The sequence below is a fragment of the Yoonia sp. R2-816 genome (assembly GCF_046762905.1).
In the GTDB taxonomy this organism is placed as follows: Bacteria; Pseudomonadota; Alphaproteobacteria; order Rhodobacterales; family Rhodobacteraceae; genus Yoonia.
In genome coordinates, this window is sequence record NZ_JBKQXN010000177.1 from 12,831 (window position 1) to 38,569 (window position 25,739).

A 25,739-nucleotide genomic window follows, 5' to 3' on the forward strand; every position below is an offset into this window, starting at 1 on the left:
TGATCGGAGGGCAGATGGCCAACGCTGATACGCTGGCCCATGTACCGGGGCCCCGACCCAAACCACTGATCGGACATACGCTTGACCTTCTGATCGACAGCTATCGCCTTCATGGCAACGCGGCTAAACGATATGGCCCAATCTACAAGGTCAAGGTGCTCGGGAAATGGCGTGTCGCCCTGAACGGTGCAGATGCGCTGGAATTCATACTTGGCGACAAGGATGACCTGTTTTCCAGCGCCGGCGGCTGGGACATGCTGGATGTGCTGTTCGGCGGGGGGCTGATGCTGCGCGACTTTGGCGATCACCGCGCGCATCGCCGGATCATGCAATCAGCCTTTCGCAAGCCAGTGATGGACGCCTATCGCGACAGCATGGCGACTGCGCTTGACAGTCTGATCACGGATTGGCCAGCCGAAACCGATTTCGCGTTTTTTCCCGCCATCAAGACAGCGACTTTGCAGATGGGCGGTGCGGTCTTCATGGGGCTTTCGATCCACGATCATAGGGTGCCTGAACTCAATCAAGCCTTCCAGGCCGAGGTTGCAGCCTCACTCGGGATCATCCGCAAACCCTTGCCTTATACCAAGATCAGGCGGGGCATGTTGGCGCGCCGCTATCTGTCCGAAACGTTCCGCCAATTGATCCCGGAGCGGCGCAAGACAGGCGGCGATGACTTCTTCAGCCAGATGTGCCTCGCCACCGATGATGACGGCAATGTCTGGACAGATGAAGAGATCGTCGATCACTTCAATTTCCTGCTGATGGCAGCACATGACACCACGGCCGCCACCCTGACCAAAATGATCTGGGCCATGACGACATATTCAGACTGGCAGGACCTGATGGTGGCAGAGGTCGACGCCCTTGGCGGTGCACCGCTGGATGACACTGCCTTGGACGCACTTGATGTGACCGACCGGGTGTTTCGCGAAAGCCTGCGCCTGTTACCGCCAGTGCCGTTCATCCCACGCCTGGCGGTGCGCGATTTCAGCTATGGCGGCATGGATTTCCCGGCGGGCACATCCGTTTCCGCCATGCCCGGCATGGTTCTGGTATCGCCGGATCATTGGACCGACCCCGAGGTTTTCGACCCTGACCGCTTTTCACCAAACCGTGCCGAGGATCAAAGCCATCGTTACGCCTGGGCGCCGTTCGGTGGCGGGGCACATAAATGCATCGGCCTGCATTTCGCCACGATGCAGGTCAAGGTGTTCATGGCGCTGCTGCTGCGCCGCTACCGGGTCGAACGGGCCGATGGTGGACCCGTCAAATGGCAGCGCGTTCCGATCCCCTTCCCAAAGGGTGGTCTGCCTGTCCGTCTGATCCCGCGTTAGCCACGTGTTGGTTCCCGCTTCAGCCGTTTCGCGCGAACCCCGGTCTTAACTGCCAGTGGTCGCTAGACACGGGCCAAAGCCGGGTCTATGCCACCACGCAATTGAAAATCACAAACGTCAGGTCGTTATGATGGCACAGGATTTGGCCCCGATCCCGGAACTCTTTGTTTCGTATGAGAGCGCCCAGAAGATGAAGATGGAGGCGGCCGATCTGGTCAGCCATGATCTGAGCCCGCGCCAGATTTGCGATCTGGAACTGTTGATGAATGGCGGGTTCAATCCGCTGAAAGGGTTCTTGTCGCAAGCCGACTATGACGGCGTGGTGGAAAACATGCGGCTGGCCGACGGTACGCTGTGGCCCATGCCGATCACGCTGGATGTGTCAGAGCGCTTTGCCGAGGCGGTTGAACTGGGTCAGGACATCGCCCTGCGCGATCAGGAAGGGGTGATCCTGGCGACCATGACCGTGACCGACAAATGGTCGCCGGACAAGGCGCGCGAGGCGGAAAAGGTGTTTGGTGCCAATGATATGGCGCATCCGGCGGTCAATTATCTGCATCATACAGCAGGCAGCGTCTATCTGGGCGGCCCTGTTACTGGAATCCAGCAGCCCGTGCATTACGATTTCCGGGGTCGCCGCGATACGCCCAATGAACTCCGCGCCCTGTTTCGCAAACTGGGCTGGCGCAAGGTGGTGGCCTTTCAGACCCGCAATCCGTTGCACCGCGCCCATCAGGAGCTGACCTTTCGGGCGGCGAAAGAGGCGCAGGCGAACCTGCTGATCCACCCGGTTGTCGGCATGACAAAACCTGGCGATATCGACCATTTCACCCGTGTGCGCTGTTACGAGGCCGTGCTGGATCAGTACCCGTCATCCACCACCACGATGTCGCTTCTCAACCTCGCCATGCGCATGGCCGGCCCACGCGAGGCCGTGTGGCACGGGCTGATCCGCAAAAACCATGGCTGCACCCATTTCATCGTAGGTCGCGACCATGCCGGACCCGGCAAAAACAGCCAGGGCGAGGATTTCTATGGCCCTTACGATGCGCAGGACCTGTTTCGCGAACATCAGGACGAGATGGGCATCGAGATGGTCGATTTTCAGCACATGGTCTATGTGCAGGACCGGGCGCAGTACGAACCTGCCGATGAAATACACGACCGTGATAAAGTCACGATCCTCAATATCTCTGGCACGGAATTACGGCGGCGGTTGTCGGAAGGGCTGGAAATACCGGAATGGTTTTCCTTCCCTGCCGTGGTTGAGGAGCTGCGCAGAACGCGGCCACCACGGGCCGCACAAGGATTTACCGTGTTCTTCACCGGCTTTTCAGGGTCCGGCAAGTCAACCATCGCCAACGCGCTAATGGTCAAGCTGATGGAAATGGGCGGGCGGCCTGTGACACTGCTGGACGGGGATATCGTGCGCAAGAACCTGTCGTCGGAACTGGGGTTCAGCAAGGAACACCGCGACCTGAACATCCGGCGGATCGGATTCGTGGCCTCTGAGATCACCAAGAATGGCGGCATCGCGATCTGTGCACCGATCGCACCTTATGCGGCGACACGGCGGGCCGTACGCGAAGAGATCGAACAGTTCGGAGCATTTCTCGAAATCCACGTCGCCACATCCATCGAGGAATGCGAAAGGCGGGATCGCAAGGGGTTGTATAAGCTGGCGCGCGAAGGGAAGATCAAGGAGTTTACAGGGATTTCAGACCCCTATGATGTTCCCGAAAACCCTGAATTGCGCGTCGAGACCGAGAATGTCCCGGTCGACAACTGCGCCCATCAGGTGATATTGAAGCTCGAAAGCATGGGGCTGATCAAAGCGTAGGATGGGTCAAGACCCATCTTACGCCGTGTCATCTGTCAGTGAACAGTCACTGGGCGCATGTGGTTCTCGCGCGCCAGATGAAAGGCCAGTTTGCGGTTAGCCACCAGCGCCAACTGCTCACCCTGGGCATTATGGACCGAGAAGAGCGTGTCCAGATCACCTGCCTGCTGCTGCAATTCCTGCGGCAGTTCAGTCACGGCGATGGCTTTCACATAGACGATATCCTCGCCCATTGATTTCAGATCAAACTTGGTATTCATGACTCACCCTTTCCGTATATTGATCGTCTGCACGATGCGATCCGGGATCGCCCGGGTCAGATCGATATGCAGCAGACCGTTTTCCATCACCGCCTCACCCACATCGACACCATCGGCCAGCACAAAAGAACGCTGGAATTGCCGCGCGGCAATGCCGCGATGCAGATAGATACGCCCGGCGTCATCTTCATTCTGACGCCCACGAATGACCAAAGAGTTATCTTCGACGGTAATCGCCAGATCATCTTCGGCAAAACCGGCCACAGCCAGCGTGATCCGATAGGAATGATCCGAGGTTTGTTCGATATTATACGGCGGGTAGCCGTCATTTCCGCTTTTCGCGGTACGTTCGACCAGCCGTTCAAGCTGTTCGAAACCCAACAGGAACGGATGCGTTCCCAAAGCCAATTTCGTCATAAGACATGCCCTTTTCGTCAAGCGACTGTCAGTTCTGGCCCCGATTTCGGCGACCGTTGTTGAAAATATGGGTCTGCAAGCCTTTGTGATCAAGAGGAAGTGTTAGGAACTTTGTGACTAAACCCCTATCTATAGTGATAAGATCACAAGCAATCGGACACGCCACAGATGAACAAATCTGCACAAATGGAACAGGTTGAGGTCCTGCGCGTCAAGCTGGAGGTGCTGCGGCGCGAGCATCGGGATCTGGACGAAGCCATCGACGCTCTGCAGGAGCGCGGGTCTGCGGATATGCTGACAATCAAACGGCTCAAAAAACAAAAACTGGCCCTGAAAGACCAGATTGTCGCCCTCGAAGATCGTATTTTGCCTGATATTATCGCCTGATAGGGCGTTGCAGCGCCCTGTGTCGCCGCTATAGTGCCGCTTTATTTTGGCAGCAGGGGTGCGTCATGGCCCAACCTTTGGTCGGTATCATCATGGGCAGTCAATCAGACTGGCCCACCATGCGCGAAGCCGCTGAAATGCTTGACCAATTGGGTATTCCTTACGAGACCAAGATCGTGTCGGCCCATCGTACACCGGACCGTCTGTGGGACTATGGTAAGACAGCCGTGGATCGTGGTTTGCAGGTGATTATTGCCGGTGCAGGTGGGGCGGCCCATTTGCCGGGCATGATGGCCTCGAAAACTCGGGTGCCGGTGATTGGTGTCCCCGTGCAGACCAAGGCGCTGTCGGGTGTCGACAGTCTTTATTCCATCCTGCAGATGCCGCGCGGCTATCCCGTGGCGACAATGGCGATTGGTGCCGCAGGGGCGGCGAATGCCGGGCTGATGGCGGCCGGTATCCTTGCCCTGCAAGACACCGATCTGGCTGCGCGCCTTGACCAGTGGCGCAGTGCATTGTCTGCCTCGATCCCTGATGAGCCAAGCGATGACTGATCCACTGCCCACCGGGGCGACAATCGGTATACTCGGCGGCGGCCAACTGGGGCGAATGCTGTCGGTCGCGGCGGCCCGTCTGGGGTTCAAGACATGCATTTTTGAACCCGGCGGCGATTGCCCCGCCTCACATGTGTCCAATTTTCATATGAAAGCAGGATATGACGATCAGGCCGCGTTGGAAAACTTCGCTAAAAGCGTCGATGTCGTCACCTATGAATTCGAAAACATCCCGACCGCAGCGCTTGATCTAATCGAAGATCATGTACCTATCCATCCCGGGCGGCTTGCATTGGCGACCAGTCAGGATCGGCTAAACGAAAAATCTTTCCTGCAGGATCTGGGCTTGCAAACCGCACCCTTCGCCGATGTCACAAGCCTAGATGATCTCACTATCGCCATTGATGGCATCGGCACGCCAGCCATCCTGAAAACCCGGCGGATGGGCTATGATGGCAAGGGGCAGGCCCGCATCATGGACGTGGGCGATACAGAAAAAGCCTTTGCCGATATGGCGGGTACCCCGGCGATCCTGGAAGGTTTCATTGATTTCAGCCATGAGGTGTCAGTCATCGGGGCGCGCAGCGCTGATGGGGCTCTGGCCTGCTATGATCCGGGCGAAAACGTGCATGAGGCCGGAATACTACGGACAACCACCGTCCCCGCCCGGCTGACCCCTGACCAGCGGACCGATGCCGTGTTGATCGCCGCGCGTATTCTGAACGCACTGGATTATGTGGGCGTCCTGGGGGTTGAGCTGTTCGTGACCAGCAGTGGTCTGATCGTCAATGAAATCGCACCGCGTGTGCATAACTCCGGCCACTGGACCCAGAACGGCTGCACCATCTGCCAGTTCGAACAGCATATCCGCGCCGTTGCGGGCTGGCCGCTGGGGGATGGCACGCGCCATTCGGATGTGGTGATGGAAAACCTGATTGGCGACGATATGGACCGGATACCGGAAATTGCCAGAACCGATGCAGCGATCCATCTTTACGGCAAGGCCGAGGCCAAACCGGGCCGCAAGATGGGGCATGTGAACAGGGTCGTCGCGCCCGCCTCTTAATCCGTGCCGAGGATCACATCGGTCATGTTGAGGCTGCGGTCAAAGCGCCCGTCGCGCAGGAAGATCAGTACCTCTTCCATCACAAGCGGATTGTTCATCATGAAGGTGTGGGTCACGGGTAGTTCGATATGGTCATGCATCCCCGCCAGCCGGGTGGACGCGACCGAAACCTTGCCATCGTCGGGTCCGTCGATCAGGGCAGAATAAACTGGGTTCAGCGTGCGGTTACCGGCAATGATGCCCACCTCGTATTCTGGAAGTGTGCCCAACTGATTTGGAAAACTGGCATCGCCAGTGCCCAATTGCAGGCCCGCCGGGCCGTTCACCCATTGAAAAGGTTCAAAATCGCCGAAGATATCCACCAGTTCAGACCCTGCATTGGGCGGCCCCAGCATGACAACACGGCCCATCACCTTGGGCCGGTTATTGGTCAGCCATGCACGGGCGAGGATTCCGCCCATGGAATGGGTGACAAAGTGCACACGGGCGTCACCGCAGGCGGCCACATCTTCGGCCAGATGTTCCTCGACCAATGTCGGTATCGTGGCCTCGGTCGATGGATAGCCGCGGTTGATGACCTTGTAGCCTTCGTTCTCAAGGACGATCTGCAGCGGGGTGAACGATATTTCGGTACGTGCCAGACCGTGCAGCATCACGACGCATTCCTGCGCTGCTGCAGCTGATCCCATCAGGGACAGAAGGGCGGCCAAAACGTATCTCATGCGTGTTAGTTAGCATTGTGTTGCCGCGACGGAATACCCTTTCACGAAAAACCTAACGTCGCACAAGGAGCGACAGCGCGATGCCACCGAGCACCAGTGCACCCGCAGAGAGCAGACGCAGTGTCAACGGCTCAGCCAGCAGCACAGCGCCCGCAGCGACAGCAATCACCGGCACGCTTAGCTGCGCAATCCCTGCCACTGTCGTCGGCAATGATGGCAAAACCCGATACCAAAGGGCATAGCCCAGTCCAGAGGTTACGGCCCCAGCGACAACTGCCGTCAAAACGCCCATCACGGACATGGGCCCGCCACCGGCTACCACCATTGCTAGTCCGGTCAGTGGTACACAGAGCAGGAAATTACCCGCTGTCGCCCCCAGTGCGTCACTTTCGGCGCGCCCCAGAAGAGTATAGGCGGCCCATCCAACGCCCGCCGCCGCCATCGACATTGCACCGGCGAAAGGCACGGTTGCCTGCCCACCGGGCCAAAGCAGCACGCATAACCCGATCAGGGCGATCCCGGCACCGATCCAGCGCATCAGGGGCACGGTTTGCCCTTCGATCACAGCCCAGCCAAAGACAACGACCTGCAAGACGCCAAACAGGATCAGCGCCCCCAACCCCGCCCCAAGGCTGATATAGGCCCAGGAAAACCCAACCATGTAGATTGCCAACATGATCGCCCCCGCCCAGCGTTTCGGAACCCAAATAGCGGGCCGGGGTGCACTGCGGATCAGGATCAACAGCCACAACATAGCAGCCCCGGCGACGACCCGGATGGCCGCGAAATCTATCGGGTCCATCCCGAATTCGGCCACGCCGATACGGTTGAGAATGGAGTTGGCTGCAAAGGCCGTCATCGTCAAGGCGACAAGCAGGAACAACTGCATCTGTCAGAGCCCGTCAAAAGCAGCCGGATAGGCCAGCTGCTGCGCCGGAACAGCGGCATCAACTCCGGCCAGCATGGTGTTCTCTATCGGATATCGCGTCTGCAGCCTTGTCGCCTTTTCGCGCGAAAACCCCGCCTTTTCATAGAATTCCAGGTTACCCAGGACGACGACCGGCGTCTGCGTCAGCCGCGCCCATTCGGTCAGCATACCCATCATCCGTTTGCCATACCCTCGCCGTTGCATTTCAGGGTGGATCGCGACAGGGGCCAGGCACAGCCAGCCCTTTGGTTTCACAAATGTGGACAGGGCGTAATAACCGATGATCCGATCATCCATCGGCAACACGACCTCACCCGCCATTGCGCGGGACTTGCGGAGTTTGTGAACAAGCTGGACCTCATCCTCACCCCCAAACGCAGCACGGAGCAGCGCGTCGACAGCACCTTCCTCTCCAGCTCGGAGATCACGGGCAAACTGGGGCGACTGGGATAAGATCATTGGCGGACGGTATCGGTGGGGGCGGTAGCCGTCCAGTGGCTGACAATATCAAAATCTCGATGAGGTTTTGTGATCAGAATTTCTGCGAAATTCTGTTTGCGCAAGAAGGGCGGCCCAATTGGACCGCCCCTCATGAGGCCGATGCGGGGTCAAAGCTCTCATCGTTTCTGGCGAAACGATTGCCGCTTTGCTGCCCGCGTCGAAACGCGAAGCGTTTCGACTTACATCATGCCGCCCATGCCGCCCATGTCGGGCATGCCGCCGCCAGCGCCACCGGCGCCTTCTTTGGCGGGCTTGTCAGCAACCATGGCTTCGGTGGTGATCAGCAGGCCAGCAACCGATGCGGCGTCCTGCAAGGCAGTCCGCACAACCTTGGCAGGGTCAATCACGCCGAACTTGAACATGTCGCCATATTCTTCGGTCTGCGCATTGAAACCAAAGGCCGCATCGCTGCTTTCGCGGATCTTGCCAGCCACGACAGAGCCGTCAACGCCGGAGTTTTCGGCGATCTGACGCAGCGGAGACTCAAGAGCCTTGCGGATGATCGCGATGCCGACGTCCTGGTCAGAGTTCGCACCCTTGAGGTCTGCAAGTGTTTTGCCAGCCTGTACCAGAGCAACGCCACCGCCGACAACGATACCTTCCTGAACAGCGGCACGTGTCGCGTTCAGTGCATCGTCAACGCGGTCCTTACGCTCTTTGACTTCGATTTCGGACATGCCGCCAACGCGGATCACGGCAACACCACCGGCCAGTTTGGCCACGCGTTCCTGCAGCTTTTCACGGTCGTAGTCGGATGTCGTTTCTTCGATCTGGCCACGGATCTGGGATACGCGTGCTTCGATCTCGGCCTTTTCGCCGTCACCATCGATGATGGTTGTCTCATCCTTGGTGATCGCGACGCGCTTGGCAGAGCCCAGCATGTCGATGGTCACGTTTTCCAGCTTCATGCCGAGGTCTTCAGAAATAACCTGACCACCGGTCAGGATCGCAATGTCCTGCAGCATGGCCTTGCGACGGTCACCGAAACCAGGTGCCTTGACGGCAGCGATTTTTAGACCACCGCGCAACTTGTTGACAACCAGGGTTGCCAGCGCTTCACCTTCGACGTCTTCTGCGATGATCAGCAGGGGCTTACCAGACTGAATGACCGACTCGAGCAGTGGGACCATTGGCTGGAGCGAAGAAAGCTTTTTCTCGTGCAGTAGGATGATCGCGTCTTCCAGCTCTGTCGTCATCTTCTCTGTGTTGGTCACAAAGTAAGGCGACAGGTAACCGCGGTCGAACTGCATACCTTCGACAACATCAGTTTCTGTTTCCAGACCTTTGTTTTCTTCAACGGTGATGACGCCTTCGTTGCCGACTTTCTGCATCGCATCAGCGATCTGACGACCGATTTCAGCTTCGCCGTTAGCAGAGATCGTGCCGACCTGTGCAACTTCGTCGCTGTCAGTCACGTCGCGGGCGGCTGCTTTGATTGCTTCGACAACCTTGGCAGTGGCCAGGTCGATGCCGCGCTTGAGGTCCATGGGGTTCATGCCGGCGGCAACAGATTTCATGCCTTCCTTGACAATCGCCTGGGCCAGAACAGTGGCGGTCGTTGTGCCGTCACCGGCTTCGTCATTGGTGCGCTGGGCCACTTCTTTGACCATTTGCGCGCCCATGTTTTCGAACTTGTCTTCCAGTTCGATTTCCTTGGCAACCGACACACCGTCCTTGGTGATGCGGGGGGCACCGAACGATTTGTCCAGAACCACGTTGCGGCCTTTGGGGCCCAGCGTAACCTTCACCGCATTGGCGAGGGTGTTGACACCTTTGAGCATGCGGTTGCGCGCATCTGTGTCGAATTTGACGTCTTTAGCAGCCATTTTCATGTGCTCCTTGCTTAAGAATAGATGTGATTGCGATCATTCGGCTTACATGATGCCGAGGATGTCGCTTTCTTTCATAATCAGCAGCTCTTCGCCGTCGATCTTGACCTCGGTGCCGGACCATTTGCCAAACAGCACTTTGTCGCCTGCTTTGACAGACATCGCGATCAGCTCACCGCTGTCTTTGCGCGCGCCTTCGCCAACGCTGACGATCTCGCCTTCAGCGGGCTTTTCTTTGGCGCTGTCAGGAATGATCAGGCCGCCAACAGTCTTTTCGTCGCCTTCGATGCGACGAACGAGTACGCGGTCGTGAAGTGGTGTAAATGCCATTTCAGAACTTCTCCAGTTCGTGTTTCTCCCATGTTAGCACTCATCGGTAGAGAGTGATAACGCAGCGTAGTTAGGGACCACGCCGGAGCGAGTCAACAGCTGCGAAGACGGCAATGGCAAAAATTTTAGTCGGCGGCGGGGGGCTGGTCATCATCGGACAGTATGCGCCACGCATCGCCATCCAGATCCTCATACTGATTGGCCCGCAGGCTCCATAGAAATGCCAGCAGCCCCAGCCCACCCAGGATCAGTGACGCGGGGATCAGGATCACAAGAATATTCATACCCGCCCTCTTAGCCGTAACGCGTTCAAAAGAACAGTAATGGATGAGGTCGACATCGCAATTGCAGCCAGAAGCGGCGTTGCGAAACCGGCCAGTGCAATGGGAATGGCGACCGCGTTATAGGCCGCCGAAATGGCGAAATTCTGCATCACCAGTTTGCGCGCCTTGCGTGCCACCAAGGGCAATTCGATCAGTGGTGTCAGGCTGTCATTCAGCAGCACAATGTCAGAGGCCGCGCGCGACGCATCCGCCGCCGTTGCGGGTGACACGGATGCATGCGCTGCCGCCAGCGCGCCAGTGTCATTCAGCCCGTCGCCAACCATCAGCACCTTCAGCCCGGCATCATTCAGGGCATTGATGTAGCTGACCTTCTCCTCTGGCCGCGTTGCAGCCTTCCAGTTGGCAATGCCAAGGGCCTCCGCAATCCGCGCGGTTTCCTCGATCTCATCACCAGAGACCAGATGAACGTTCAGGCCCGCGTTCTGCCATGCTGTGATCAGATCGCGCGCGCCCTCTCGCAAATCGGACTGCAGGGTGATTTTCTGAGGCGTTTCGCTGCCAATCTGAAGATACGTCCCGGGTTTCATTCCCAGCCACGCGCCCGAGCCAAGCCGCACGATTTGACCCTCGTAGTTCGCACTCAGCCCCTTGCCGGAATGCTCCTTTTGGTTAGTCAGCTTGGCTGGCAACACGCCGTCAAGCAAAGCGGCGATAGCCTGCGACACCGGGTGGGTCGCGTTCCGCGTCAAGGCCAGCGCGATGGACTGCGCCTTGCCATCCAGCGCGTCGCGCGCGGCGGCAGGCATGGTCAGCGTGCCAGTCTTGTCGAAGACCACCGTATCGACCTCGGCCAGACGTTCCAGCGCGGTCCCGTCCTTGACCAGCAGACCGGCCCGGAACAGGCGACCGGCGGCCGTCGTGGACACCGCAGGCACGGCAAGGCCCAGTGCGCAAGGGCAGGTGATGATCAGCGTCGCCACGGCGATATTCAGCGACAGGCGTGCGTCGCCGGAATAGGCCAGCCACGCGATGAACGCGGCCAGCGCCAGCAGATGCACAACAGGTGCGTAAACCGCCGCCGCCCGGTCAGCGATGGCGGTATAGCGGTTGCGCACGGCTTCGGCCTGATCGACCATCGTCACCATTTTCCGCAGGGTCGTATCGGCCCCCACGGTGGTTGCGCGGATCGTTAGGGGGCCGGTCATGTTGACCTCGCCTGCCGTAACAGCGGCGCTTGTTCTGGCGGCAATCGGTTTGCTTTCGCCGGTTAGCAGTGACCGGTCGATTTGGCTGCTTCCTTCGGCAACTACTCCGTCCACCGGGATACGCCCGCCGGGTAGGACCTGGATCAGGTCACCCACGGCCAGATCGGCAAAATCAACCATCTGTCGCGCGCCATCGGTCAGTCGCATCACACGCGGTACCTCCAGCGCTGACAGTTGTGCCGCAGCCGAAGCGGCGGCCTTGCGGCTGCGATAATCCAGATAGCGCCCGATCAGCAGGAAGAAGGTTAGCGATACAGCAGCGTCGAAATAGACCTGCGCGCCACCTACGAAAGTCTCATAAAGCGACATCGCCGCAGCAAGGACAATGGCTAGCGAAATCGGCACATCCATATTCAGCTTGCGCGCTGATAAAGCCCGCCACGCGTTCTGGAGAAATGGCTGCCCTGCATAGATTACGGCGGGAATGGCGATGCTGGCGCTGATGATGTGAAACAGGTGCTGGGTTGCGCCCACGGCCCCGGACCAGACCGCGACCGACAAGAGCATCACGTTCATCATTGCAAAGCCGGATATCGCGATGCGGGTCAGCAGGCCGCGCCCATATGTGTCCGTTCCCGCGTCCAAAAGGGAGGTATCCAGCACGCGCGCCTCGAAACCAGCCAGTTCCAGCGTGTCGATCAACGCCTCCGGCGCGATGGGGCTGTTGGTGCCAACGGTGACCCGTTTCATCGACAGATTCACGCGGGCCGATGCGACGCCTTCCATGCCCGACAGCGCCCGTTCGACACCGTTGATGCAGGAAACGCAATGGATGCCCGGCAGGGACAGAACGATCTGATCGGTCCCCTTGGCTGCCGCTTGTTTCAGCGGCGCCTCGGGCAGGCCGACGCAGGCCGGGCAGGCAGCCGTATCGGTCATTTCGCAGTCAGTTGGATGCGGCGGCGGAACGGTGTGCCATCCGGTGCCTCAAGCGCCAGACGCAGGTTCCAGTAGCCTTCGTTGGCGGCCACTTGCGCTGTCAGGGCAGTGCCATTCCATGTGAACTGCGGCACCTCGTCTTGCCCTGTATGTGTGGCACGACCTAGGATCGCATCAACGACCTTGGGCTGGACCGGATTGCCGTCTTTATCCGCGATGGCGACGGTCAGAACGCCACCTTCCAATGTTGATGTCATGTCCCAGCGCAGTGCATTCTGTGCCGCGCGATCCGCCTCGAACTTCTGGCTGACCACATAGGAATTGCGGGTTTCCAACCCCGGGAATGTAGCGACGGCGTTATAGGCGAGCGTCAGATTGACCGCGATGATGATGCCAAAGCCGCCGACCATAAGGGCCAGCATGTGCCAGCCTGTGAATTCGCGAGTCATTGTGCTGTCCTTCCGTTAAAGATTGTATCCTTGTGCGCGCGCTCTCCTGACACCAGATCCTCGACCCAGAAACGCAGGTCCACCCGGTCCATGCTGGCCGCCGGATCACCAGGGCGGGCCGAGACATAGACGCGCTGCAGATAGGTTTCGTTCGCGGGCACGGTGATGCTGCGTTGCGCCGTGCCTTCCAGATCGATCCGCAGGATTTCATCAGAGCTGAGCGAGAGGTGGAATTCGCGATCTTCGCCGTGTTTGTTGAGCAGGCGGATGTCATAGATGTTGCGGATCGTGCCGTCTGACAGTGTCACGAATGTCGGATTGCGCACGGCAGCGACCGTCAATTCGATATCGGCCCGGATGAAGAGCGCAAAGACAAGACCGACACCGATCAGCGCCCAGAGCGTCGTGTAAAGTATAGTGCGGAAGCGGAAAACGTGCTGCCAAAGCTTCTTGGCAGGTTTGCCTTTTGCTTCTTCCTCCTGATCCGACAACGCCAGATAATCGATCAATCCCCGTGGCTTACCGATTTTTTCCATGACATCATCGCAGGCGTCGATGCAGAGCGCGCAGGTGATGCATTCCATCTGCTGGCCGTCGCGGATGTCGATGCCTGCCGGGCAGACATTCACGCAGGCCATGCAGTCGATGCAGTCACCAGTGGTGTTGTCATGCTTTTTGCCGCGTGGTTCGCCCCGCCATTCGCGATAGGCGACCGTCAGCGTCTCGGGGTCCATCATGGCGGCTTGAATGCGCGGCCAAGGGCACATGTAGTTGCAGACCTGTTCGCGCATGAAGCCGCCGAAGATGAATGTGGTGGCCGTCAGCACCCCGATTGTGGCCCATGCGATGAAGGGCGCCTGGAACGTGGCGAGGTTGTAGGCGAGCGTTGGCGCATCGGCGAAATAGAACACCCATGCGCCGCCTGTGGCGATGGCGATCAGCAGCCAGACCGTCCATTTTGTCAATCTTAGCCGCCACTTACGGAAATCCCATTTGGCGTTCCAAAGGCGGACGCGCGCGTTCCGGTCACCTTCGATCCAGCGCTCGACAAGGATGAAAAGATCGGTCCAGACTGTCTGCGGGCAGGTGTAGCCGCACCAGACGCGGCCCAGCGCGGATGTGAACAAAAACAGGCCCAGTCCGGCCATAATCAGCAGGCCCGCGACGAAATAGAATTCATGCGGCCAGATTTCGATCCAGAAGAAGTAAAAGCGCCGATGCGCCATGTCCACCAGCACCGCCTGATCGGGAAGGTTGGGACCACGGTCCCACCGAATCCAGGGCGTCAGGTAATAGATGCCAAGCGTGATGCCCATCACCCACCATTTCAGGTTTCGGTAGACGCCTTTGACACGGCGCGGAAAAATCGGTTCGCGCGCGGCATAGAGAGGCTGGTCTTCGGCTGAGGACATGTGGGCGGCCTGACGGATAACTTCTGTTCGCAGGATCGGTTGTAAGGGGCGGGGCGTATAGGTCTTTGATGTGGATCAAGCCCCGAGGGCACGCAACGTGCGGTGGGGTGTCGCAGCGGATGCAACACCCCCGTCAGCCCGTTTTCGCGAATCATCAGTTAATACAGGGGTTTTTGCCAAAATGGCCGGTCGGCATCGCGTCGGCAAAACGTCGGGCTTGCGTCGGACCCTTTTGGGCGACTTTGGGGGTTTAACGCGGCGCACGGTCTGAATCTGAAGATGCCGTTAACCTTTGTGGCAACGGGTCATGTGATCTGATTGATCAATTGCATCAATTGGTCCGGCAGGTTCGCCGCCTGCACCAGACCGCCATGGCAAGGCACCAGTAGCTCGGGTGGTGCGACCTTGAGATAATCCTGCACCCAAGACGCATAAATCCCGCGATCACCAACGCCATATCGGGGGAACGTCTTGAGCAATTGCGCCCTGCTGCCATCGCCCTTCGCCCCGGCAAAGGCATCGACGACCAGCCATGCGCCGGGGGCGATGACCCAGACCTCGCCGGTCTTCAACCCTGGGGGCGCCACCAGCCGAATGTCCTCAGGCAAGGTCTGTTCGATACCTGATGTACTTTCAAACGTCAGGCCGGTGATCTTTTTCAGCCGCGCATGGCAGGCCTGCGGTGCGATCAGCCGCGCATCGGGAAACCGGCGCTCATATTCCACGAGCGCCTTGTTGTGGTACTGGTTCGGCGCGAACAGGAACGCGACCTTGCCGATTGCATCAAGGCTTGCCATTGCTGTGTCACCCAGACCCGCAACGGGGCTGTAAAGGCACAGATCGCCGGTGTTCAGCCGGATTGCTGTGCAGCGCAGGCCGCCCCTGGTTGCGGTGTAAAAACCATCCAACCCGGTGATCGGTGTGAACGCGGTCAGCTCAGTCGGCATCCGCGACCTCCCATGTTTTGAGCAGATCAAGGACCAGGGCGACGAGGTGCCGCCCAGCGTCATGCGATTTGCCGACGCGGTTCGCGGTGTGAATGCCCATCACGGCAGAGACGAGGCCCCGTGCTGCATTATCAATGTCGCGCGTCGGCGCAATCTCACCCTTTGTTCGCGCGTTGGTCAAAGCCATGCAAAAGTGGTCCTGGAGGTCGGTCCAATAGGCGTCGGACGCCTGTTGCAAGGCGGCGCGTTTGATCTCGGCATTTTCGATGCCTGTATTGACCATCAGACATCCCCATGCGCTGGAGTTGATGGAGCCCGCCGTGACAAGCCCCTGAAAGAACTGGGCAATCGCGGCGATATCCCCGGTTTTCAAAGGGGCGAGAACCGTGTCTTTGGCGGCTGTGTGATAATGGTTGAGGGCGGCCAGATACAGCCCCTCCTTGCCGCCGAATTCGGTGCGGATGGCGAATTTGTTCAGGCCGGTCTGTGCTTCCAACGCGCGTACGCCAAGGGCGGTGTAGCCATGCTCCCAAAACGCCATGCAGGCGCGGGTGATGGCGTCTTGCCGGTTATATGATTTGGGACGTGCCATTTCTATACAGGTGTATTTATATACATGTGTTTAGAAATGGCAAGGCGTTTGAGTCGCCGTGAGACGTCGCGGATCATTGACTAAAACGAGGCAGTTTCCTGGACGTTTTCAGTGTGGCCAGCCTGTCGTGTTTTCCTAGTTTTTCTTGGGTGAAGGGTTGTTGTGCGGACTATGCTGCCGTTCTGCGTGCGCGGCGAGATAAATGAAAAATCAGGGTTCGACCGCCCGAAAGAGCGCCCAGTTGTGACAGTCAGCATGGTCTTCATCTGGGTAGTTGGCGCGCAATGCCGCCTGAACCTCAAGCGCACGTTCGTAGGTGTCGAGCAGACCGTAGCTATTGATTTCAGTGTTAGAGAATGCGTTGGAAAACCCTCCGCAATTTGACAGGGCACTTGCAGACCCAAACAAATCGACCAAGTCGTATCCGAGAAATGCAAACTTTAGAGTGTCTGTAGGTGCTACCGGATGTAAAGGTGGATTCCTGAAAACGCAAAGAGTGTTTTTTCGCTTTGTTTCAGAAACTTGTGCCAGCAAGAAATCTAAGTCCTTGAAGTAGTCGAGCATGAAATCTTCATTGACGATATGTGGCCAGTATTCATCTTTGATTTCCTCAAGTATGGGACCGCAAAGTGCAGCATCGAGTGAAACCAATTCCTTCAGCTGGGTGAGACCTGAATACTTTATATAGTCGTACCAGCGTTGACCGAGCCACGGACCAAACGTCTCGGTGCAAATGAAAAGAGGCTCTAGGCTCGTGTCGGACAATGAAACACTCCGGTTACAAATAGTTCGCCCACTCTTGTCTTAGACCGCCGAAAACTCAACGTATAATCCTGCGGCCGTAACTGGTCATTGTGGGCTCACAGCGGACATGTGATGCGATGGGTGCAGCCACAATAGGCTGATGAAATGAAAGCCGAAATCATCTGACCTTTGACTTTCCACGATCCGCTCCGGGCCTATCCCCCGATGAAATCGGATTTGGCAACGATGGCCTCGGCCAGGAATTTCGCGAAGACGCGCACCCGTTCCATGCGCCTAAGGTCAGGATGGGTCAGTAACCATGCTGGCCGCCCATCCTGTACCCCGGCGTCGGGAACGCGGGTGAGGCGTGGGTTGTTGTCGCCCATCATGATTGGCAGCGAGGCCATGCCGAGGCCCTGAGCCGCAGCCTCTGCCTGTAGGTGCAGCGAAGGGACGCGCCAGTTGATGGGGGCCTTGGGAAACGGCGTTGCCTTGATATGTTTGGCAAAGGCCGCGCTGTCCGCCCAGCTGATCCATTCCGGCTGACCATCGGGCCAATGGGCCGCGATGTAATCAGGGGTGGCATAGATGCTGTCGCGGAATGGGGGCAGGCGACGCCCGACGAGGTGATCGTCCGGTTTGTCAGAGAACCGGATCGCGATATCGGCGTCGCGTCGAGATAAATCAGCATAGCCGTAGCTGGGGACCAGTTCGATGTTGATCAGCGGATATTGATCGCGGAAGTCCCGCAGCATCGGGAACAGCAGGAATTCGATCAGGGGTGGCGGGGCGGTCAGCCGGATGTCGCCCTGCAGCCGGATATCATCGCCGATGACGGAGCGTTCAAGCTCCAGCATCTCGGCCTCGATCTGTTGCGCGCGGGCGAGGATGCGCGCGCCGGAGGCGTTGACCGTAAAGCCATCAGGCGTCCGGTCAAAAAGTTTGGTTCCAAAGCGGGTTTCGAGCGCGTCGAGCCTGCGCGAGATGGTTGAATGGCTGCATTTCAGCCGGTTGGCGGCCGCGCGTGCCGTGCCTTCGCGTTCGAGGGCCAGGAAGATTTGAAGGTCGTTCCAGTCGTTTCTCATGGGCCGCAGCGTGGTGCAATTTTGATCCGCATGCAACGCAGTATTGCGTGTTTTGATCCAGTGACGGTCCACTTAGCTTGAATTTGCATCAACCGAAAGGACCATCCGATGACTCAGCATATGACGGAACGCAACTTTACCATTCATGACCTCGCCAGCGCGCCGGAAGTGTCACGCCCTGCGCTGGACTGGTATCATGACAACTTTGGCATGGTGCCCAATCTGGCCGGCATTCTGGCCGAAAGCCCTGCCTTGCTGCTGTCATACTGGCAGTTGCAACAGAACCTGCTGGGTCATGGGACGCTGGACCGGCAGGCGATCAACATCGTGCAAACCACTGTCGCCCATGCCAATGCCTGCCAGTATTGCGTGGCCGCCCATACCGTCATCGGCAAGATGGAATTCTTCGAAAACACCGATGAACAGCTGGAGGCCATCCGCAAGGACCTGGCATTTGAGGACCCCAAGCATGAGGCGCTGCGCGACTTTACCTTGCTGGTTCTGCGCAATCAGGGGCGCATGGCCCGAAGCCAGCTCGATGCGTTTCTGAATGCGGGCTACAGCCGGGCGCAGGCGCTGGATGTGGTGGCCTGTATCGCGGCCAAGGTGATGAGCAATTATGCCAACCAAATCGCGCTGACCCCTGTGGATGAGGCATTTGCCCCGATGGCGGTTGACCTGCCCTACCGCGAAGACCGGACGAGCACAGCAGCCTGACCCCAAGGAGAAAACCCATGAAAATCTCGAAACTTTTTACCTATAGCTTTGACCCCAATGTCGGCCCGATTGACCGGGTATTCCGCATCATTTCTGGCGCCGCCCTTGCAGTCCTGCCGTGGATCGGCGTGATTGCCGTTCCGCAGGTGGCGGCCATTGTCATGACGGTGTTCGGCGCCGCCTGGTTCATGACCGGCGCCGTCAGCCGCTGCGGGATGTACTACATGCTGGGGCTGTCGAGCAAGAAGGTCTGAGGCTCTATTGCCGTGTCCAGCTGGTCGACCATTCGGCGGCCAGTTCGGCCCGGCAGGCATGGGCGAGTGCGAGTGACCGGCCTGTACGCGCTTCTTGGTGGTCGGGGGCGTCCTTTGCGCGCGACGGCGCAAGCGCGGGCGTATTGAGGGCCTCGCCGAAATCCTCCATCGCCTGTGTCACAGCCTCGTTTTCGATCAGGCCCATGACCCCCCAGTAAAGCTGCCAGAACTGCAGCAGATCTTCGGCGGCAGGCTCGGGAACGGTGGCGATCCTTGCGGCGGTTTCGACAGCCCTTTCGCACCAGTCCAGCTTCTTCTCAAGATAAGGCCGGGCGGCGGCGATGGACTGGACCTGGATGAACTGGATGATCCCGAAGAGCAGCCCGGCGATCCCGACAATAGCAGTCGTCAGTTTGATCTTTTCTTCGGTCGACATGGCGGCCTCCTGTGTTGGGCGCTGCCAGCCTAGCTGATGGTCGCCTGCTTAGCCAACCGCGCCCTTCTGATCGCACCAAGCCCGAATGATGGACTGGAGTTCATCCTGCTTCGTGGCGAGATCGTCGAGGTCGCTGACTTTGAAGCTGCGCGCCTCTTTCCCGTCGCCGGTCAGGTTGGGGAAGTTCCCTGCGATTTCGGCTCCTTTGTGGAACATCAGAGAGGTGTGTTTTTTCGATTTGGGGAAGAAACTGGCGATGTTGCCTTTGTAGGTGAAGGTAGGGGCCTGCCATTTGATGCATTCACCGACGCGCGGATCGGCGGCGAGGATGGCGTCGCGCATGGCGGCCACGACCGGTTTCATGGGGTTGTCATAGGCTGCGAGCCAGGTGTCGACGTCTGGGTTTTTCATGGCTGCCCCTGATCCAGCGTTGTTTTCAGCGAGGCGATCTTGCCGTCCTTCATCTGAAAGACGTTGGTCCCGCTGCCGCGCCCGCCGGGGATGGCTTTCGAGATACAGGTCCACTGGACGGTAATCTGATTGCCGTCGACCTCGACCGCGCCGAGGGTGATCACCGCGTCGTCAAAAGCGTCGCTGCGGCTGGCCGCGAAGGCGGCAATGATGGCAGCGCGCCCATTGTGCGGCGCGGTTTGCCCCGAGAAAGGTTCCCAATAGTCGGCGTCGGGGGCGAACATCTCGGCCAGCAATTCGAGCCCGTGCGGCCCGGCTTGCATTGCGAGGAAGAAATTGGTGATCTCAAGCGGCATTTGGGTCATGGGAGGCCCTTAAAAGATGGCGTTGGAACCGGCAGTTCTGGCCGCGCTGGCGAAGGCGCTGGAGGAAATGAAAAGCGAGACGGGTGCGATACCTGCAGGTGCACTGGATGCGTTGGCACCGATTGCCCGGCCGGGTATGCGCCTGCGGATCGATCTGGCGGCAAGCGATGTGATCGGCGCACCGCTGGTGACGGTGACAGAGCCTGCGCGGGATACGCGGTTTCTGGCGGGTTTGACGGCCCGCCAACGCGAGGTTGCCGGGCTTCTGATCGACGGGATGTCGAACAAGGCGATTGCCGCAGATCTCGGGATTTCCATTGCCACCGTAAAGGACCACGTTCATGCGATATTGCAGGCGCTGCAACTGCCATCGCGCAGATCGGTGATGGCTGCAGCACATAAAGTGCAGCCAGATTAGGGGGCGTTTTAACATGGCACAATCCATCCAAGGATGGAGGCCGTGCGGCGCGCGGTGTCAGACTTTCGCCGAAAGTCCGAAGCCAAATCCTCGGAGAGGATTTGCTGCCGGTCGTCACCCATGTGCCATAAGAAAAGGGCACCCTGGTGCTGGGCGCCCTTCCCTTCACTTTCCGTACCTATGCGCGAACAGATGGTACGTGGGTGATCCTATTCACCGCCGCCAAGCTGGTGGACGTAAGCGGTGACCGCCTTGATCTCGGCCTCGCTGAGCCGTTCGCCCCAGGGCGGCATGACACCGAAACGGGCATAGCGCACGGTTTCCTCAAGCGATGCCTCATCCCCGCCGTAAAGCCAGATTGCGTCGGTCAGGTTGGGCGCGCCAAGGTCGTGATTGCCCATGCCGTTGTCGCCATGGCAGGCCGCACAATTGTTCAGGAACAGTTCTTCCCCCGCTGCGGCCAGTGTGGCGTCGTGGTCCTGACCAGAGATCTGGCGGACATATTGCACGGTGGCGTCCACCTCTTCATCGGTGAAGATTTCATCATAGGCGGTCATGACCGAATAGCGCGCATCCCAGTCTTCTTCGTTCCGGATGCCGTGGCGGATCGTGTATTCGATGTTGTCGAAATCCCCGCCCCACAGCCAGTCATCATCCAGAAGGTTGGGATAACCCGTGAAACCCGCCGCACCCGACCCGTGGCATTGCGAACAATTGTTGCGAAAGACAGCCGCACCTGCGGAACTGGCGTAGCGCAGAAGCTCTGGATTGTCGCTGAGCGTGGTCAGGTCTGCAGAGGCCAGTTGCGCGGATATTTCGGCATTCGCCTCTTCAAACCGCGCGATGTCTTCGGCCACTTCGCCCCGTGTGGAGTAGCCCAGAACCCCGGCGGTCGCACCGCTGATCATCGGCCATGCCGGATAGGCAATCGTATAGCCGATCCCCCAGATGATGGTCAGATAAAAGCACCAGAGCCACCAGCGCGGCAGCGGGTTGTTGAGTTCCTTGATCCCGTCCCAGCTGTGACCGGTTGTGTCGATGCCGGTGACATCGTCAATGTCTTTTTTGTCCTGGCTGCTCATGGTTGCAGCTCCTCGATGTTGAATGATTTGCACGCACAGTCGGCGCAATCGTTTGCGCAGCCTGGCCGGTCCTCGTTACGGAAGGGGATGTTGGCAATGTCGCTGTGGACCTTGCGGCTGCCGGGCCGGAAGGCCCAGACAATCGTGCCAAGGAAGAAAAGAAACAGCGCCAGAAGCACCCAGCTATCGGCGATTTCGCGCAGGAGTGAATAGGTATCCATCTTTTCTCTCCTTACCGGCTGGCGTCTGGGGTGAAGGTCGAGAAATCGACCATCGTGCCCAGCACCTGCATATAGGCGATCAGCGCGTCCATTTCGGAGACCCCCGGTTCACCGTCGAAGTTGCGGATTTGTGCGCCCGGATACCGTTCGAGCAGATCGTCATAAAGATCGGTCTCCGGGTCGGCCTGTGCCAGCACATCGGCGGCGGCGATTTCGACCATTTCTTCGGTATAGGGCACCCCGATAAAGGCATGGGTCGAGACCACATCTGCCGCCATCTGTGCGTCAATCATCGTGTCGAGCAGATAGGCGTAGCCGGGCATGATCGATTCCGGCACAACCGATTGCGGTTTGATCAGGTGATCCACGTGCCAGTCATCAGAGTATTTGCCACCGACCCGGGCCAGATCTGGCCCGGTCCGTTTGGACCCCCATTGGTGCGGGTGGTCATACATGGACTCCGCCGCGAGGCTGTAGTGCCCGTAGCGTTCAACCTCGTCCCGCATGGGCCGGATCATTTGGCTGTGGCAGACATAGCACCCTTCGCGGACGTAGATATCGCGCCCGGCCAGTTCCAACGGGCTGTAGGGCCGCACGCCGTCCACCTCTTCGATTGTGTTTTCAAGGTAGAAGAGCGGTGCGATTTCCACGATTCCGCCGATTGTCACCACCAGAAGAGAGGAGATAAGCAACAGCGTCGGGCTGCGTTCGAGGATGCTGTGTTTGGCAAGGAAGCCTTTGGCAGGGCCGCTACTGTTTGGTGTTGTATCAGACATATCTCAGCCCTCCTTATTCTGCGGGGACGCCGACCTGGGCAGAGACCTTTTGTCCCCCCCGGATCGTCATCCACATGTTCCAGGCCATTATCAGCGCGCCTGTCAGGTAGAGCACCCCGCCGAGCCCACGGACCACATACATCGGGAACTTGGCGCTGACGGTGTCGGCGAAGCTGTTGACCAAGAAACCGTTGGCGTCGACTTCGCGCCACATCAGCCCTTCCATGATGCCGGTCACCCACATGGATGCGGCGTAGAGGATGATGCCGATGGTCGCCAACCAGAAGTGCCAGTTGATGGCGGACATCGAATACATCTGCGCCCGCCCCCACAGTTTCGGTGTGAGGAAGTAAAGGGCGGCAAATGTGATCATGCCGTTCCAGCCCAAAGCCCCGGAATGCACGTGCCCGATAGTCCAGTCTGTGTAGTGTGACAGGCTGTTGACGGCCCGGATCGACATCATTGGCCCTTCAAATGTGGACATGCCGTAGAACGCGAGGCTGATGACCATCATCCGGATGATCGGATCGGTGCGCAGCTTGTCCCAGGCCCCTTGCAGGGTCATCAGACCATTAATCATGCCGCCCCAGCTGGGCATCCACAGGATGATCGAGAACACCATGCCAAGGGTCGAGGCCCAGTCAGGCAGGGCTGTGTAGTGCAGGTGGTGTGGACCGGCCCAGATATACAGGAAGATCAGCGCCCAGAAGTGGATGATCGACAGCTTGTAGCTGTAGACAGGACGGCCGGCCTGTTTCGGCACGAAGTAGTACATCATTCCCAGGAAACCCGCGGTCAGGAAGAAGCCCACGGCGTTGTGCCCGTACCACCATTGGGTCATGGCGTCCTGCACGCCGGAAAAGAGCTGCACCGATTTGCTACCCCAGATGCTGACGGGGATCGAGATGTTGTTGACGACATGCAGCATCGCCACGGTGATGATGAAGGACAAAAGGAACCAGTTGGCCACATAGATGTGCTTTTCTGTCCGCTTGAAGATCGTGCCCATGTAGACAGCAAGGAAGGCCAGCCAGACGATGGTCAGCCAGAGATCGACATACCATTCAGGCTCTGCGTATTCCTTGGATTGGGTCGCCCCCAGCAGGTAACCCGTTGCCGCCAGTACGATAAAGAGGTTGTAGCCCCAGAAGACGAACCACGCCAGGTTCCCGCCCCAAAGCCGCGCGCCGCAGGTGCGCTGTACGATATAGAAGGACGACATGATCAGGGCGTTACCCCCGAATGCGAAAATCACCGCGCTGGTGTGCAGCGGGCGCAAGCGGCCAAAGTTGCCGTATGGTTGGAGAACCTCGAAATTGAGTGCGGGGAAGGCGAGTTGGAAGGCAATGACCACCCCGACAAGAAAGCCGACGACCCCCCAGAACCCTGTTGCGATCACGCCCGCGCGGATGACGTCATCCATGTACCCATCGGTTGCAACGGCTTTGACCGGATCATCTGTCTGGCGCAGCACGCGCAAGAACATAAAGCCGGCCACAAGCATGATGATGACGGCATGCACGACATAGGATACGTCACGCCCCCAATTCGCCGCGATTGCAGCGAACAGGGTGATGCACCCCAGCGCTGCAAGCTTGATGTAGTTCCCCATAAGAGATTTCCCTTCCTTCGCCGCACCAATACCAAGGGTCCGACTGATAACTCGTGAGGGTCTTATGGAATCCTGCGGTGCCCCCAGTCTTTGATGTGGATCAAGACAGGGCGCGCCTTGCTCTGCCATGTTGATTTATAAGGAGCGGTTTTGCGCGAACGATCGCCCCCCGAAACGACCTGCTTGGGGAGTGCCGATTATGGCGTACAAAATTATTGCGACGATTCTGACCGATACCGATCAGTCGACCGAAGGCCTTGATGCCGCGATAGCCCTGTCCGACAGGATGGGGGCGCATCTGGATATCTATGTGGTGACGGTCAGTCACACCGAAAATCACAACTACTATATGGGCACCGAGGCCCTGTTGGTGGCCGAACAGACCCGCGACGCGATGGAACAACGCGACAAGCTGGAGGCTTGGCTGAAAGACCGGATGCAAGGTGAGCTGGTCCGCTGGGCCATGCATGCCGCCACGGTGCAGGGGCCGGAACTGACCGGCTTTCTTGCACGCAAGCTGCGATTTTCCGATCTGGTGGTTCTGCCCCGCCCCTATCAGGAAAATCCCGAAGCCTCTACCCTGGTCGAAGCGTGTTTGTTTGCCGCTGAACGGCCAGTGCTGATCATCCCCAAAGGCTGCAAAGCCCCGGATGCGGGTGGTCACGTGCTGATGGGCTGGAATGACGGGGCAGAGGCATTGGCCGCCGCCCGCGCCGCCCTACCCCTGCTGGAACAGGCCGAAGTGGCCGATATTTGCATCATCGACCCACCCACCCATGCCGCCGACCGGTCAGACCCGGGCGGGGCAATGGCCCAGTATCTGATGCGTCATGGCACACGGTCGGAAGTGGTCGTTCTGGCCAAGACCGAACCGTATGTCGGTGAAATCCTGCTGCGACGCGCCCGCGAAGTTGGCGCGCAGATGATCGTCAGCGGGGCTTATGGCCATTCGCGCCTGCGCGAGGCCGTTTTCGGCGGGGCGACCCGCAGTCTGCTGGAAAGGGCGGACCGGCCAATCCTGATGTCACGCTGATCGCCGGGGAGCAGGATGCATCTGCACGCGTCCCGCCAGACAACAATAACCAAGGAGACCACTATGTTTGACACAATCGTCGTTGCTGTGGATGGCTCTGACTGCGCCAAGAACGCCGTCAAAGCAGCCTGCCAGATTGCCAAGCCGAACCAGGCCAAGCTGATCATTGTACATGCGCCGCAGGCCGAAACGACAGCGTTTATCGTTGGTGGACCTGCCGGTTATCACGAATTGCTGACGGCCCCGAGCCATGATGAACTTGAGAAAGCAGGCCAGAAGATCCTGGATGAAGCAACGGCCATCGCCAAGGAGGCCGGATGCGAGGCGCAGACAGACCTGCATATCGGCGATCCGGTGCGTCAGGTGCTGAAAGTCGTCAAAGAGAGTGGCGCCGATCTGATTGTCACAGGCAGGCGCGGCCTCGGATCAGTCGCTAGCCTGTTTCTGGGCAGCACCTCGCAACGCATCCAGCATCACGCCCACTGCGCCTGTCTGACAGTGGTTTAGCACAGTCGTTGCCAGGCAGGCCGCCTGGCCCACCTTTGATGTAATTTGAAAAGCGCCCGCGCGACGCGGTGTTCAGCAG

General features: G+C 58.8%; 32 protein-coding genes. 10 read left to right on the forward strand and 22 right to left on the reverse strand.

The genetic code is table 11. The annotated features are described in order from the left end of the window. The first annotated feature begins 14 nt into the window (after positions 1–14). Positions 15–1,337: a cytochrome P450 gene (locus ACFWW2_RS06910; protein ID WP_393927113.1), complete on the forward strand. Its 1,323-nt coding sequence runs from the start codon at positions 15–17 to the stop codon at positions 1,335–1,337. A gap of 127 nt (positions 1,338–1,464) precedes the next feature. After that, positions 1,465–3,177: a bifunctional sulfate adenylyltransferase/adenylylsulfate kinase gene (locus tag ACFWW2_RS06915; protein ID WP_393927114.1), complete on the forward strand. Its 1,713-nt coding sequence runs from the start codon at positions 1,465–1,467 to the stop codon at positions 3,175–3,177. Between the two features lie 35 nt (positions 3,178–3,212). Here ACFWW2_RS06915 and ACFWW2_RS06920 read toward each other — a convergent pair whose 3' ends face one another. After that, positions 3,213–3,437: a DUF1150 family protein gene (locus ACFWW2_RS06920; protein ID WP_393927115.1), complete on the reverse strand. Its 225-nt coding sequence runs from the start codon at positions 3,435–3,437 to the stop codon at positions 3,213–3,215. Positions 3,438–3,440: 3 nt separating this feature from the next. Continuing rightward, a complete protein-coding gene (locus ACFWW2_RS06925) occupies positions 3,441–3,854 on the reverse strand; it encodes an Hsp20 family protein (protein WP_393927116.1) in 414 nt (137 codons plus the stop codon). Between the two features lie 168 nt (positions 3,855–4,022). Here ACFWW2_RS06925 and ACFWW2_RS06930 point away from each other — a divergent pair, with 168 nt between their 5' ends. The 3 genes from ACFWW2_RS06930 (at position 4,023) to ACFWW2_RS06940 (ending at position 5,861) form a co-directional block, all read left to right on the forward strand. Beyond that, a complete protein-coding gene (locus ACFWW2_RS06930; protein WP_393927117.1) occupies positions 4,023–4,241 on the forward strand; it encodes a YdcH family protein in 219 nt (72 codons plus the stop codon). Between the two features lie 65 nt (positions 4,242–4,306). Then, complete coding sequence (gene purE, locus ACFWW2_RS06935; protein WP_393927119.1) at positions 4,307–4,795, forward strand: 5-(carboxyamino)imidazole ribonucleotide mutase; 489 nt, start codon at positions 4,307–4,309, stop codon at positions 4,793–4,795. Further along, a complete protein-coding gene (locus tag ACFWW2_RS06940) occupies positions 4,788–5,861 on the forward strand; it encodes a 5-(carboxyamino)imidazole ribonucleotide synthase (protein ID WP_393927120.1) in 1,074 nt (357 codons plus the stop codon). Before purE ends, ACFWW2_RS06940 begins: the two co-directional genes overlap by 8 nt. Here the strand turns inward: ACFWW2_RS06940 and ACFWW2_RS06945 are convergent. The 13 genes from ACFWW2_RS06945 to ACFWW2_RS07005 form a co-directional block, all read right to left on the reverse strand. Further along, a complete protein-coding gene (locus ACFWW2_RS06945; protein ID WP_393927121.1) occupies positions 5,858–6,583 on the reverse strand; it encodes an esterase/lipase family protein in 726 nt (241 codons plus the stop codon). The genes ACFWW2_RS06940 and ACFWW2_RS06945 overlap by 4 nt on opposite strands. Positions 6,584–6,635: 52 nt before the next feature. Continuing rightward, entirely contained in the window at positions 6,636–7,472 is an 837-nt protein-coding gene (locus ACFWW2_RS06950; protein WP_393927122.1) for a DMT family transporter, read from the reverse strand. Between the two features lie 3 nt (positions 7,473–7,475). Beyond that, on the reverse strand, positions 7,476–7,970 hold the full coding sequence (locus tag ACFWW2_RS06955; RefSeq protein WP_393927123.1) for a GNAT family N-acetyltransferase: 495 nt from the start codon (positions 7,968–7,970) through the stop codon (positions 7,476–7,478). A gap of 221 nt (positions 7,971–8,191) precedes the next feature. Further along, positions 8,192–9,838 (reverse strand): chaperonin GroEL, encoded by a 1,647-nt coding sequence (gene groL, locus ACFWW2_RS06960; RefSeq protein WP_393927124.1) that lies wholly within the window; start codon positions 9,836–9,838, stop codon positions 8,192–8,194. Between the two features lie 48 nt (positions 9,839–9,886). After that, a complete protein-coding gene (locus ACFWW2_RS06965; RefSeq protein WP_393927125.1) occupies positions 9,887–10,171 on the reverse strand; it encodes a co-chaperone GroES in 285 nt (94 codons plus the stop codon). A gap of 125 nt (positions 10,172–10,296) precedes the next feature. After that, the gene (gene ccoS / locus ACFWW2_RS06970) at positions 10,297–10,455 is read right to left on the reverse strand and encodes a cbb3-type cytochrome oxidase assembly protein CcoS (RefSeq protein WP_393927126.1); all 159 of its coding nucleotides are present in this window, start codon (positions 10,453–10,455) and stop codon (positions 10,297–10,299) included. After that, entirely contained in the window at positions 10,452–12,599 is a 2,148-nt protein-coding gene (locus ACFWW2_RS06975) for a heavy metal translocating P-type ATPase (protein ID WP_393927127.1), read from the reverse strand. Before ACFWW2_RS06975 ends, ccoS begins: the two co-directional genes overlap by 4 nt. After that, complete coding sequence (locus ACFWW2_RS06980) at positions 12,596–13,048, reverse strand: FixH family protein (RefSeq protein ID WP_393927128.1); 453 nt, start codon at positions 13,046–13,048, stop codon at positions 12,596–12,598. The genes ACFWW2_RS06975 and ACFWW2_RS06980 overlap by 4 nt, the downstream gene beginning before the upstream one ends. Further along, complete coding sequence (gene ccoG, locus ACFWW2_RS06985; protein ID WP_393927130.1) at positions 13,045–14,460, reverse strand: cytochrome c oxidase accessory protein CcoG; 1,416 nt, start codon at positions 14,458–14,460, stop codon at positions 13,045–13,047. The genes ACFWW2_RS06980 and ccoG overlap by 4 nt, the downstream gene beginning before the upstream one ends. Before the next feature lie 305 nt (positions 14,461–14,765). After that, entirely contained in the window at positions 14,766–15,407 is a 642-nt protein-coding gene (locus ACFWW2_RS06990) for a hypothetical protein (protein ID WP_393927132.1), read from the reverse strand. Next, positions 15,397–15,999, reverse strand: coding sequence for a TetR/AcrR family transcriptional regulator (locus ACFWW2_RS06995; RefSeq protein WP_393927133.1), 603 nt, complete (start codon positions 15,997–15,999; stop codon positions 15,397–15,399). Before ACFWW2_RS06995 ends, ACFWW2_RS06990 begins: the two co-directional genes overlap by 11 nt. 210 nt (positions 16,000–16,209) lie before the next feature. Next, on the reverse strand, positions 16,210–16,764 hold the full coding sequence (locus ACFWW2_RS07000) for a hypothetical protein (RefSeq protein ID WP_393927134.1): 555 nt from the start codon (positions 16,762–16,764) through the stop codon (positions 16,210–16,212). A gap of 194 nt (positions 16,765–16,958) precedes the next feature. After that, positions 16,959–17,828 (reverse strand): LysR family transcriptional regulator, encoded by an 870-nt coding sequence (locus tag ACFWW2_RS07005; protein ID WP_393927135.1) that lies wholly within the window; start codon positions 17,826–17,828, stop codon positions 16,959–16,961. Between the two features lie 108 nt (positions 17,829–17,936). On the opposite strand from ACFWW2_RS07005, the gene ACFWW2_RS07010 reads away from it, so the two are divergent. Together ACFWW2_RS07010 and ACFWW2_RS07015 are read left to right on the forward strand one after the other, a co-directional pair. Further along, the gene (locus ACFWW2_RS07010; protein WP_393927136.1) at positions 17,937–18,545 is read left to right on the forward strand and encodes a carboxymuconolactone decarboxylase family protein; all 609 of its coding nucleotides are present in this window, start codon (positions 17,937–17,939) and stop codon (positions 18,543–18,545) included. A 17-nt stretch (positions 18,546–18,562) separates the two neighbouring features. Then, positions 18,563–18,799, forward strand: a complete 237-nt coding sequence (locus tag ACFWW2_RS07015) for a DUF2892 domain-containing protein (protein WP_393927137.1) — start codon at positions 18,563–18,565, stop codon at positions 18,797–18,799. A gap of 4 nt (positions 18,800–18,803) precedes the next feature. Here ACFWW2_RS07015 and ACFWW2_RS07020 read toward each other — a convergent pair whose 3' ends face one another. From ACFWW2_RS07020 to ACFWW2_RS07030, 3 genes are read right to left on the reverse strand one after another with little or no spacing between them, the layout of a single operon-like run. Continuing rightward, a complete protein-coding gene (locus ACFWW2_RS07020) occupies positions 18,804–19,235 on the reverse strand; it encodes a hypothetical protein (RefSeq protein WP_393927138.1) in 432 nt (143 codons plus the stop codon). A gap of 48 nt (positions 19,236–19,283) precedes the next feature. After that, on the reverse strand, positions 19,284–19,646 hold the full coding sequence (locus tag ACFWW2_RS07025; RefSeq protein WP_393927139.1) for a DUF1801 domain-containing protein: 363 nt from the start codon (positions 19,644–19,646) through the stop codon (positions 19,284–19,286). Beyond that, entirely contained in the window at positions 19,643–20,011 is a 369-nt protein-coding gene (locus ACFWW2_RS07030) for a nuclear transport factor 2 family protein (RefSeq protein ID WP_393927140.1), read from the reverse strand. Before ACFWW2_RS07030 ends, ACFWW2_RS07025 begins: the two co-directional genes overlap by 4 nt. A 16-nt stretch (positions 20,012–20,027) precedes the next feature. On the opposite strand from ACFWW2_RS07030, the gene ACFWW2_RS07035 reads away from it, so the two are divergent. Then, entirely contained in the window at positions 20,028–20,429 is a 402-nt protein-coding gene (locus tag ACFWW2_RS07035) for a helix-turn-helix transcriptional regulator (RefSeq protein WP_393927141.1), read from the forward strand. Between the two features lie 209 nt (positions 20,430–20,638). Here the strand turns inward: ACFWW2_RS07035 and ccoP are convergent, their stop codons facing one another. Genes ccoP through ccoN form a run of 4 tightly spaced genes read right to left on the reverse strand, consistent with a single transcriptional unit; the run spans position 20,639 to position 24,120 of the window. Beyond that, positions 20,639–21,511: a cytochrome-c oxidase, cbb3-type subunit III gene (ccoP, locus tag ACFWW2_RS07040; RefSeq protein WP_393927142.1), complete on the reverse strand. Its 873-nt coding sequence runs from the start codon at positions 21,509–21,511 to the stop codon at positions 20,639–20,641. Beyond that, positions 21,508–21,732, reverse strand: coding sequence for a cbb3-type cytochrome c oxidase subunit 3 (locus tag ACFWW2_RS07045; RefSeq protein ID WP_393927143.1), 225 nt, complete (start codon positions 21,730–21,732; stop codon positions 21,508–21,510). Before ACFWW2_RS07045 ends, ccoP begins: the two co-directional genes overlap by 4 nt. A gap of 11 nt (positions 21,733–21,743) precedes the next feature. After that, a complete protein-coding gene (gene ccoO, locus ACFWW2_RS07050) occupies positions 21,744–22,508 on the reverse strand; it encodes a cytochrome-c oxidase, cbb3-type subunit II (protein WP_393927144.1) in 765 nt (254 codons plus the stop codon). 13 nt (positions 22,509–22,521) lie between these two features. Then, complete coding sequence (gene ccoN / locus ACFWW2_RS07055) at positions 22,522–24,120, reverse strand: cytochrome-c oxidase, cbb3-type subunit I (protein ID WP_393927145.1); 1,599 nt, start codon at positions 24,118–24,120, stop codon at positions 22,522–22,524. Positions 24,121–24,319: 199 nt separating this feature from the next. On the opposite strand from ccoN, the gene ACFWW2_RS07060 reads away from it, so the two are divergent. Then, the gene (locus tag ACFWW2_RS07060; RefSeq protein WP_393927146.1) at positions 24,320–25,153 is read left to right on the forward strand and encodes a universal stress protein; all 834 of its coding nucleotides are present in this window, start codon (positions 24,320–24,322) and stop codon (positions 25,151–25,153) included. A gap of 63 nt (positions 25,154–25,216) precedes the next feature. Next, on the forward strand, positions 25,217–25,660 hold the full coding sequence (locus ACFWW2_RS07065) for a universal stress protein (RefSeq protein WP_393927147.1): 444 nt from the start codon (positions 25,217–25,219) through the stop codon (positions 25,658–25,660). Positions 25,661–25,739 lie beyond the last annotated feature (79 nt).

Bases quoted from the DNA above. Each gene is read 5' to 3' on its own strand.
- ACFWW2_RS06910 (WP_393927113.1), top strand. From the start codon at position 15: ATGGCCAACGCTGATACGCTGGCCCATGTACCGGGGCCCCGACCCAAA.
- ACFWW2_RS06915 (WP_393927114.1), top strand. From the start codon at position 1,465: ATGATGGCACAGGATTTGGCCCCGATCCCGGAACTCTTTGTTTCGTAT.
- ACFWW2_RS06920 (WP_393927115.1), bottom strand. From the start codon at position 3,437: ATGAATACCAAGTTTGATCTGAAATCAATGGGCGAGGATATCGTCTAT.
- ACFWW2_RS06925 (WP_393927116.1), bottom strand. From the start codon at position 3,854: ATGACGAAATTGGCTTTGGGAACGCATCCGTTCCTGTTGGGTTTCGAA.
- ACFWW2_RS06930 (WP_393927117.1), top strand. From the start codon at position 4,023: ATGAACAAATCTGCACAAATGGAACAGGTTGAGGTCCTGCGCGTCAAG.
- purE (WP_393927119.1), top strand. From the start codon at position 4,307: ATGGCCCAACCTTTGGTCGGTATCATCATGGGCAGTCAATCAGACTGG.
- ACFWW2_RS06940 (WP_393927120.1), top strand. From the start codon at position 4,788: ATGACTGATCCACTGCCCACCGGGGCGACAATCGGTATACTCGGCGGC.
- ACFWW2_RS06945 (WP_393927121.1), bottom strand. From the start codon at position 6,583: ATGAGATACGTTTTGGCCGCCCTTCTGTCCCTGATGGGATCAGCTGCA.
- ACFWW2_RS06950 (WP_393927122.1), bottom strand. From the start codon at position 7,472: ATGCAGTTGTTCCTGCTTGTCGCCTTGACGATGACGGCCTTTGCAGCC.
- ACFWW2_RS06955 (WP_393927123.1), bottom strand. From the start codon at position 7,970: ATGATCTTATCCCAGTCGCCCCAGTTTGCCCGTGATCTCCGAGCTGGA.
- groL (WP_393927124.1), bottom strand. From the start codon at position 9,838: ATGGCTGCTAAAGACGTCAAATTCGACACAGATGCGCGCAACCGCATG.
- ACFWW2_RS06965 (WP_393927125.1), bottom strand. From the start codon at position 10,171: ATGGCATTTACACCACTTCACGACCGCGTACTCGTTCGTCGCATCGAA.
- ccoS (WP_393927126.1), bottom strand. From the start codon at position 10,455: ATGAATATTCTTGTGATCCTGATCCCCGCGTCACTGATCCTGGGTGGG.
- ACFWW2_RS06975 (WP_393927127.1), bottom strand. From the start codon at position 12,599: ATGACCGATACGGCTGCCTGCCCGGCCTGCGTCGGCCTGCCCGAGGCG.
- ACFWW2_RS06980 (WP_393927128.1), bottom strand. From the start codon at position 13,048: ATGACTCGCGAATTCACAGGCTGGCACATGCTGGCCCTTATGGTCGGC.
- ccoG (WP_393927130.1), bottom strand. From the start codon at position 14,460: ATGTCCTCAGCCGAAGACCAGCCTCTCTATGCCGCGCGCGAACCGATT.
- ACFWW2_RS06990 (WP_393927132.1), bottom strand. From the start codon at position 15,407: ATGCCGACTGAGCTGACCGCGTTCACACCGATCACCGGGTTGGATGGT.
- ACFWW2_RS06995 (WP_393927133.1), bottom strand. From the start codon at position 15,999: ATGGCACGTCCCAAATCATATAACCGGCAAGACGCCATCACCCGCGCC.
- ACFWW2_RS07005 (WP_393927135.1), bottom strand. From the start codon at position 17,828: ATGAGAAACGACTGGAACGACCTTCAAATCTTCCTGGCCCTCGAACGC.
- ACFWW2_RS07010 (WP_393927136.1), top strand. From the start codon at position 17,937: ATGACTCAGCATATGACGGAACGCAACTTTACCATTCATGACCTCGCC.
- ACFWW2_RS07015 (WP_393927137.1), top strand. From the start codon at position 18,563: ATGAAAATCTCGAAACTTTTTACCTATAGCTTTGACCCCAATGTCGGC.
- ACFWW2_RS07020 (WP_393927138.1), bottom strand. From the start codon at position 19,235: ATGTCGACCGAAGAAAAGATCAAACTGACGACTGCTATTGTCGGGATC.
- ACFWW2_RS07025 (WP_393927139.1), bottom strand. From the start codon at position 19,646: ATGAAAAACCCAGACGTCGACACCTGGCTCGCAGCCTATGACAACCCC.
- ACFWW2_RS07030 (WP_393927140.1), bottom strand. From the start codon at position 20,011: ATGACCCAAATGCCGCTTGAGATCACCAATTTCTTCCTCGCAATGCAA.
- ACFWW2_RS07035 (WP_393927141.1), top strand. From the start codon at position 20,028: ATGGCGTTGGAACCGGCAGTTCTGGCCGCGCTGGCGAAGGCGCTGGAG.
- ccoP (WP_393927142.1), bottom strand. From the start codon at position 21,511: ATGAGCAGCCAGGACAAAAAAGACATTGACGATGTCACCGGCATCGAC.
- ACFWW2_RS07045 (WP_393927143.1), bottom strand. From the start codon at position 21,732: ATGGATACCTATTCACTCCTGCGCGAAATCGCCGATAGCTGGGTGCTT.
- ccoO (WP_393927144.1), bottom strand. From the start codon at position 22,508: ATGTCTGATACAACACCAAACAGTAGCGGCCCTGCCAAAGGCTTCCTT.
- ccoN (WP_393927145.1), bottom strand. From the start codon at position 24,120: ATGGGGAACTACATCAAGCTTGCAGCGCTGGGGTGCATCACCCTGTTC.
- ACFWW2_RS07060 (WP_393927146.1), top strand. From the start codon at position 24,320: ATGGCGTACAAAATTATTGCGACGATTCTGACCGATACCGATCAGTCG.
- ACFWW2_RS07065 (WP_393927147.1), top strand. From the start codon at position 25,217: ATGTTTGACACAATCGTCGTTGCTGTGGATGGCTCTGACTGCGCCAAG.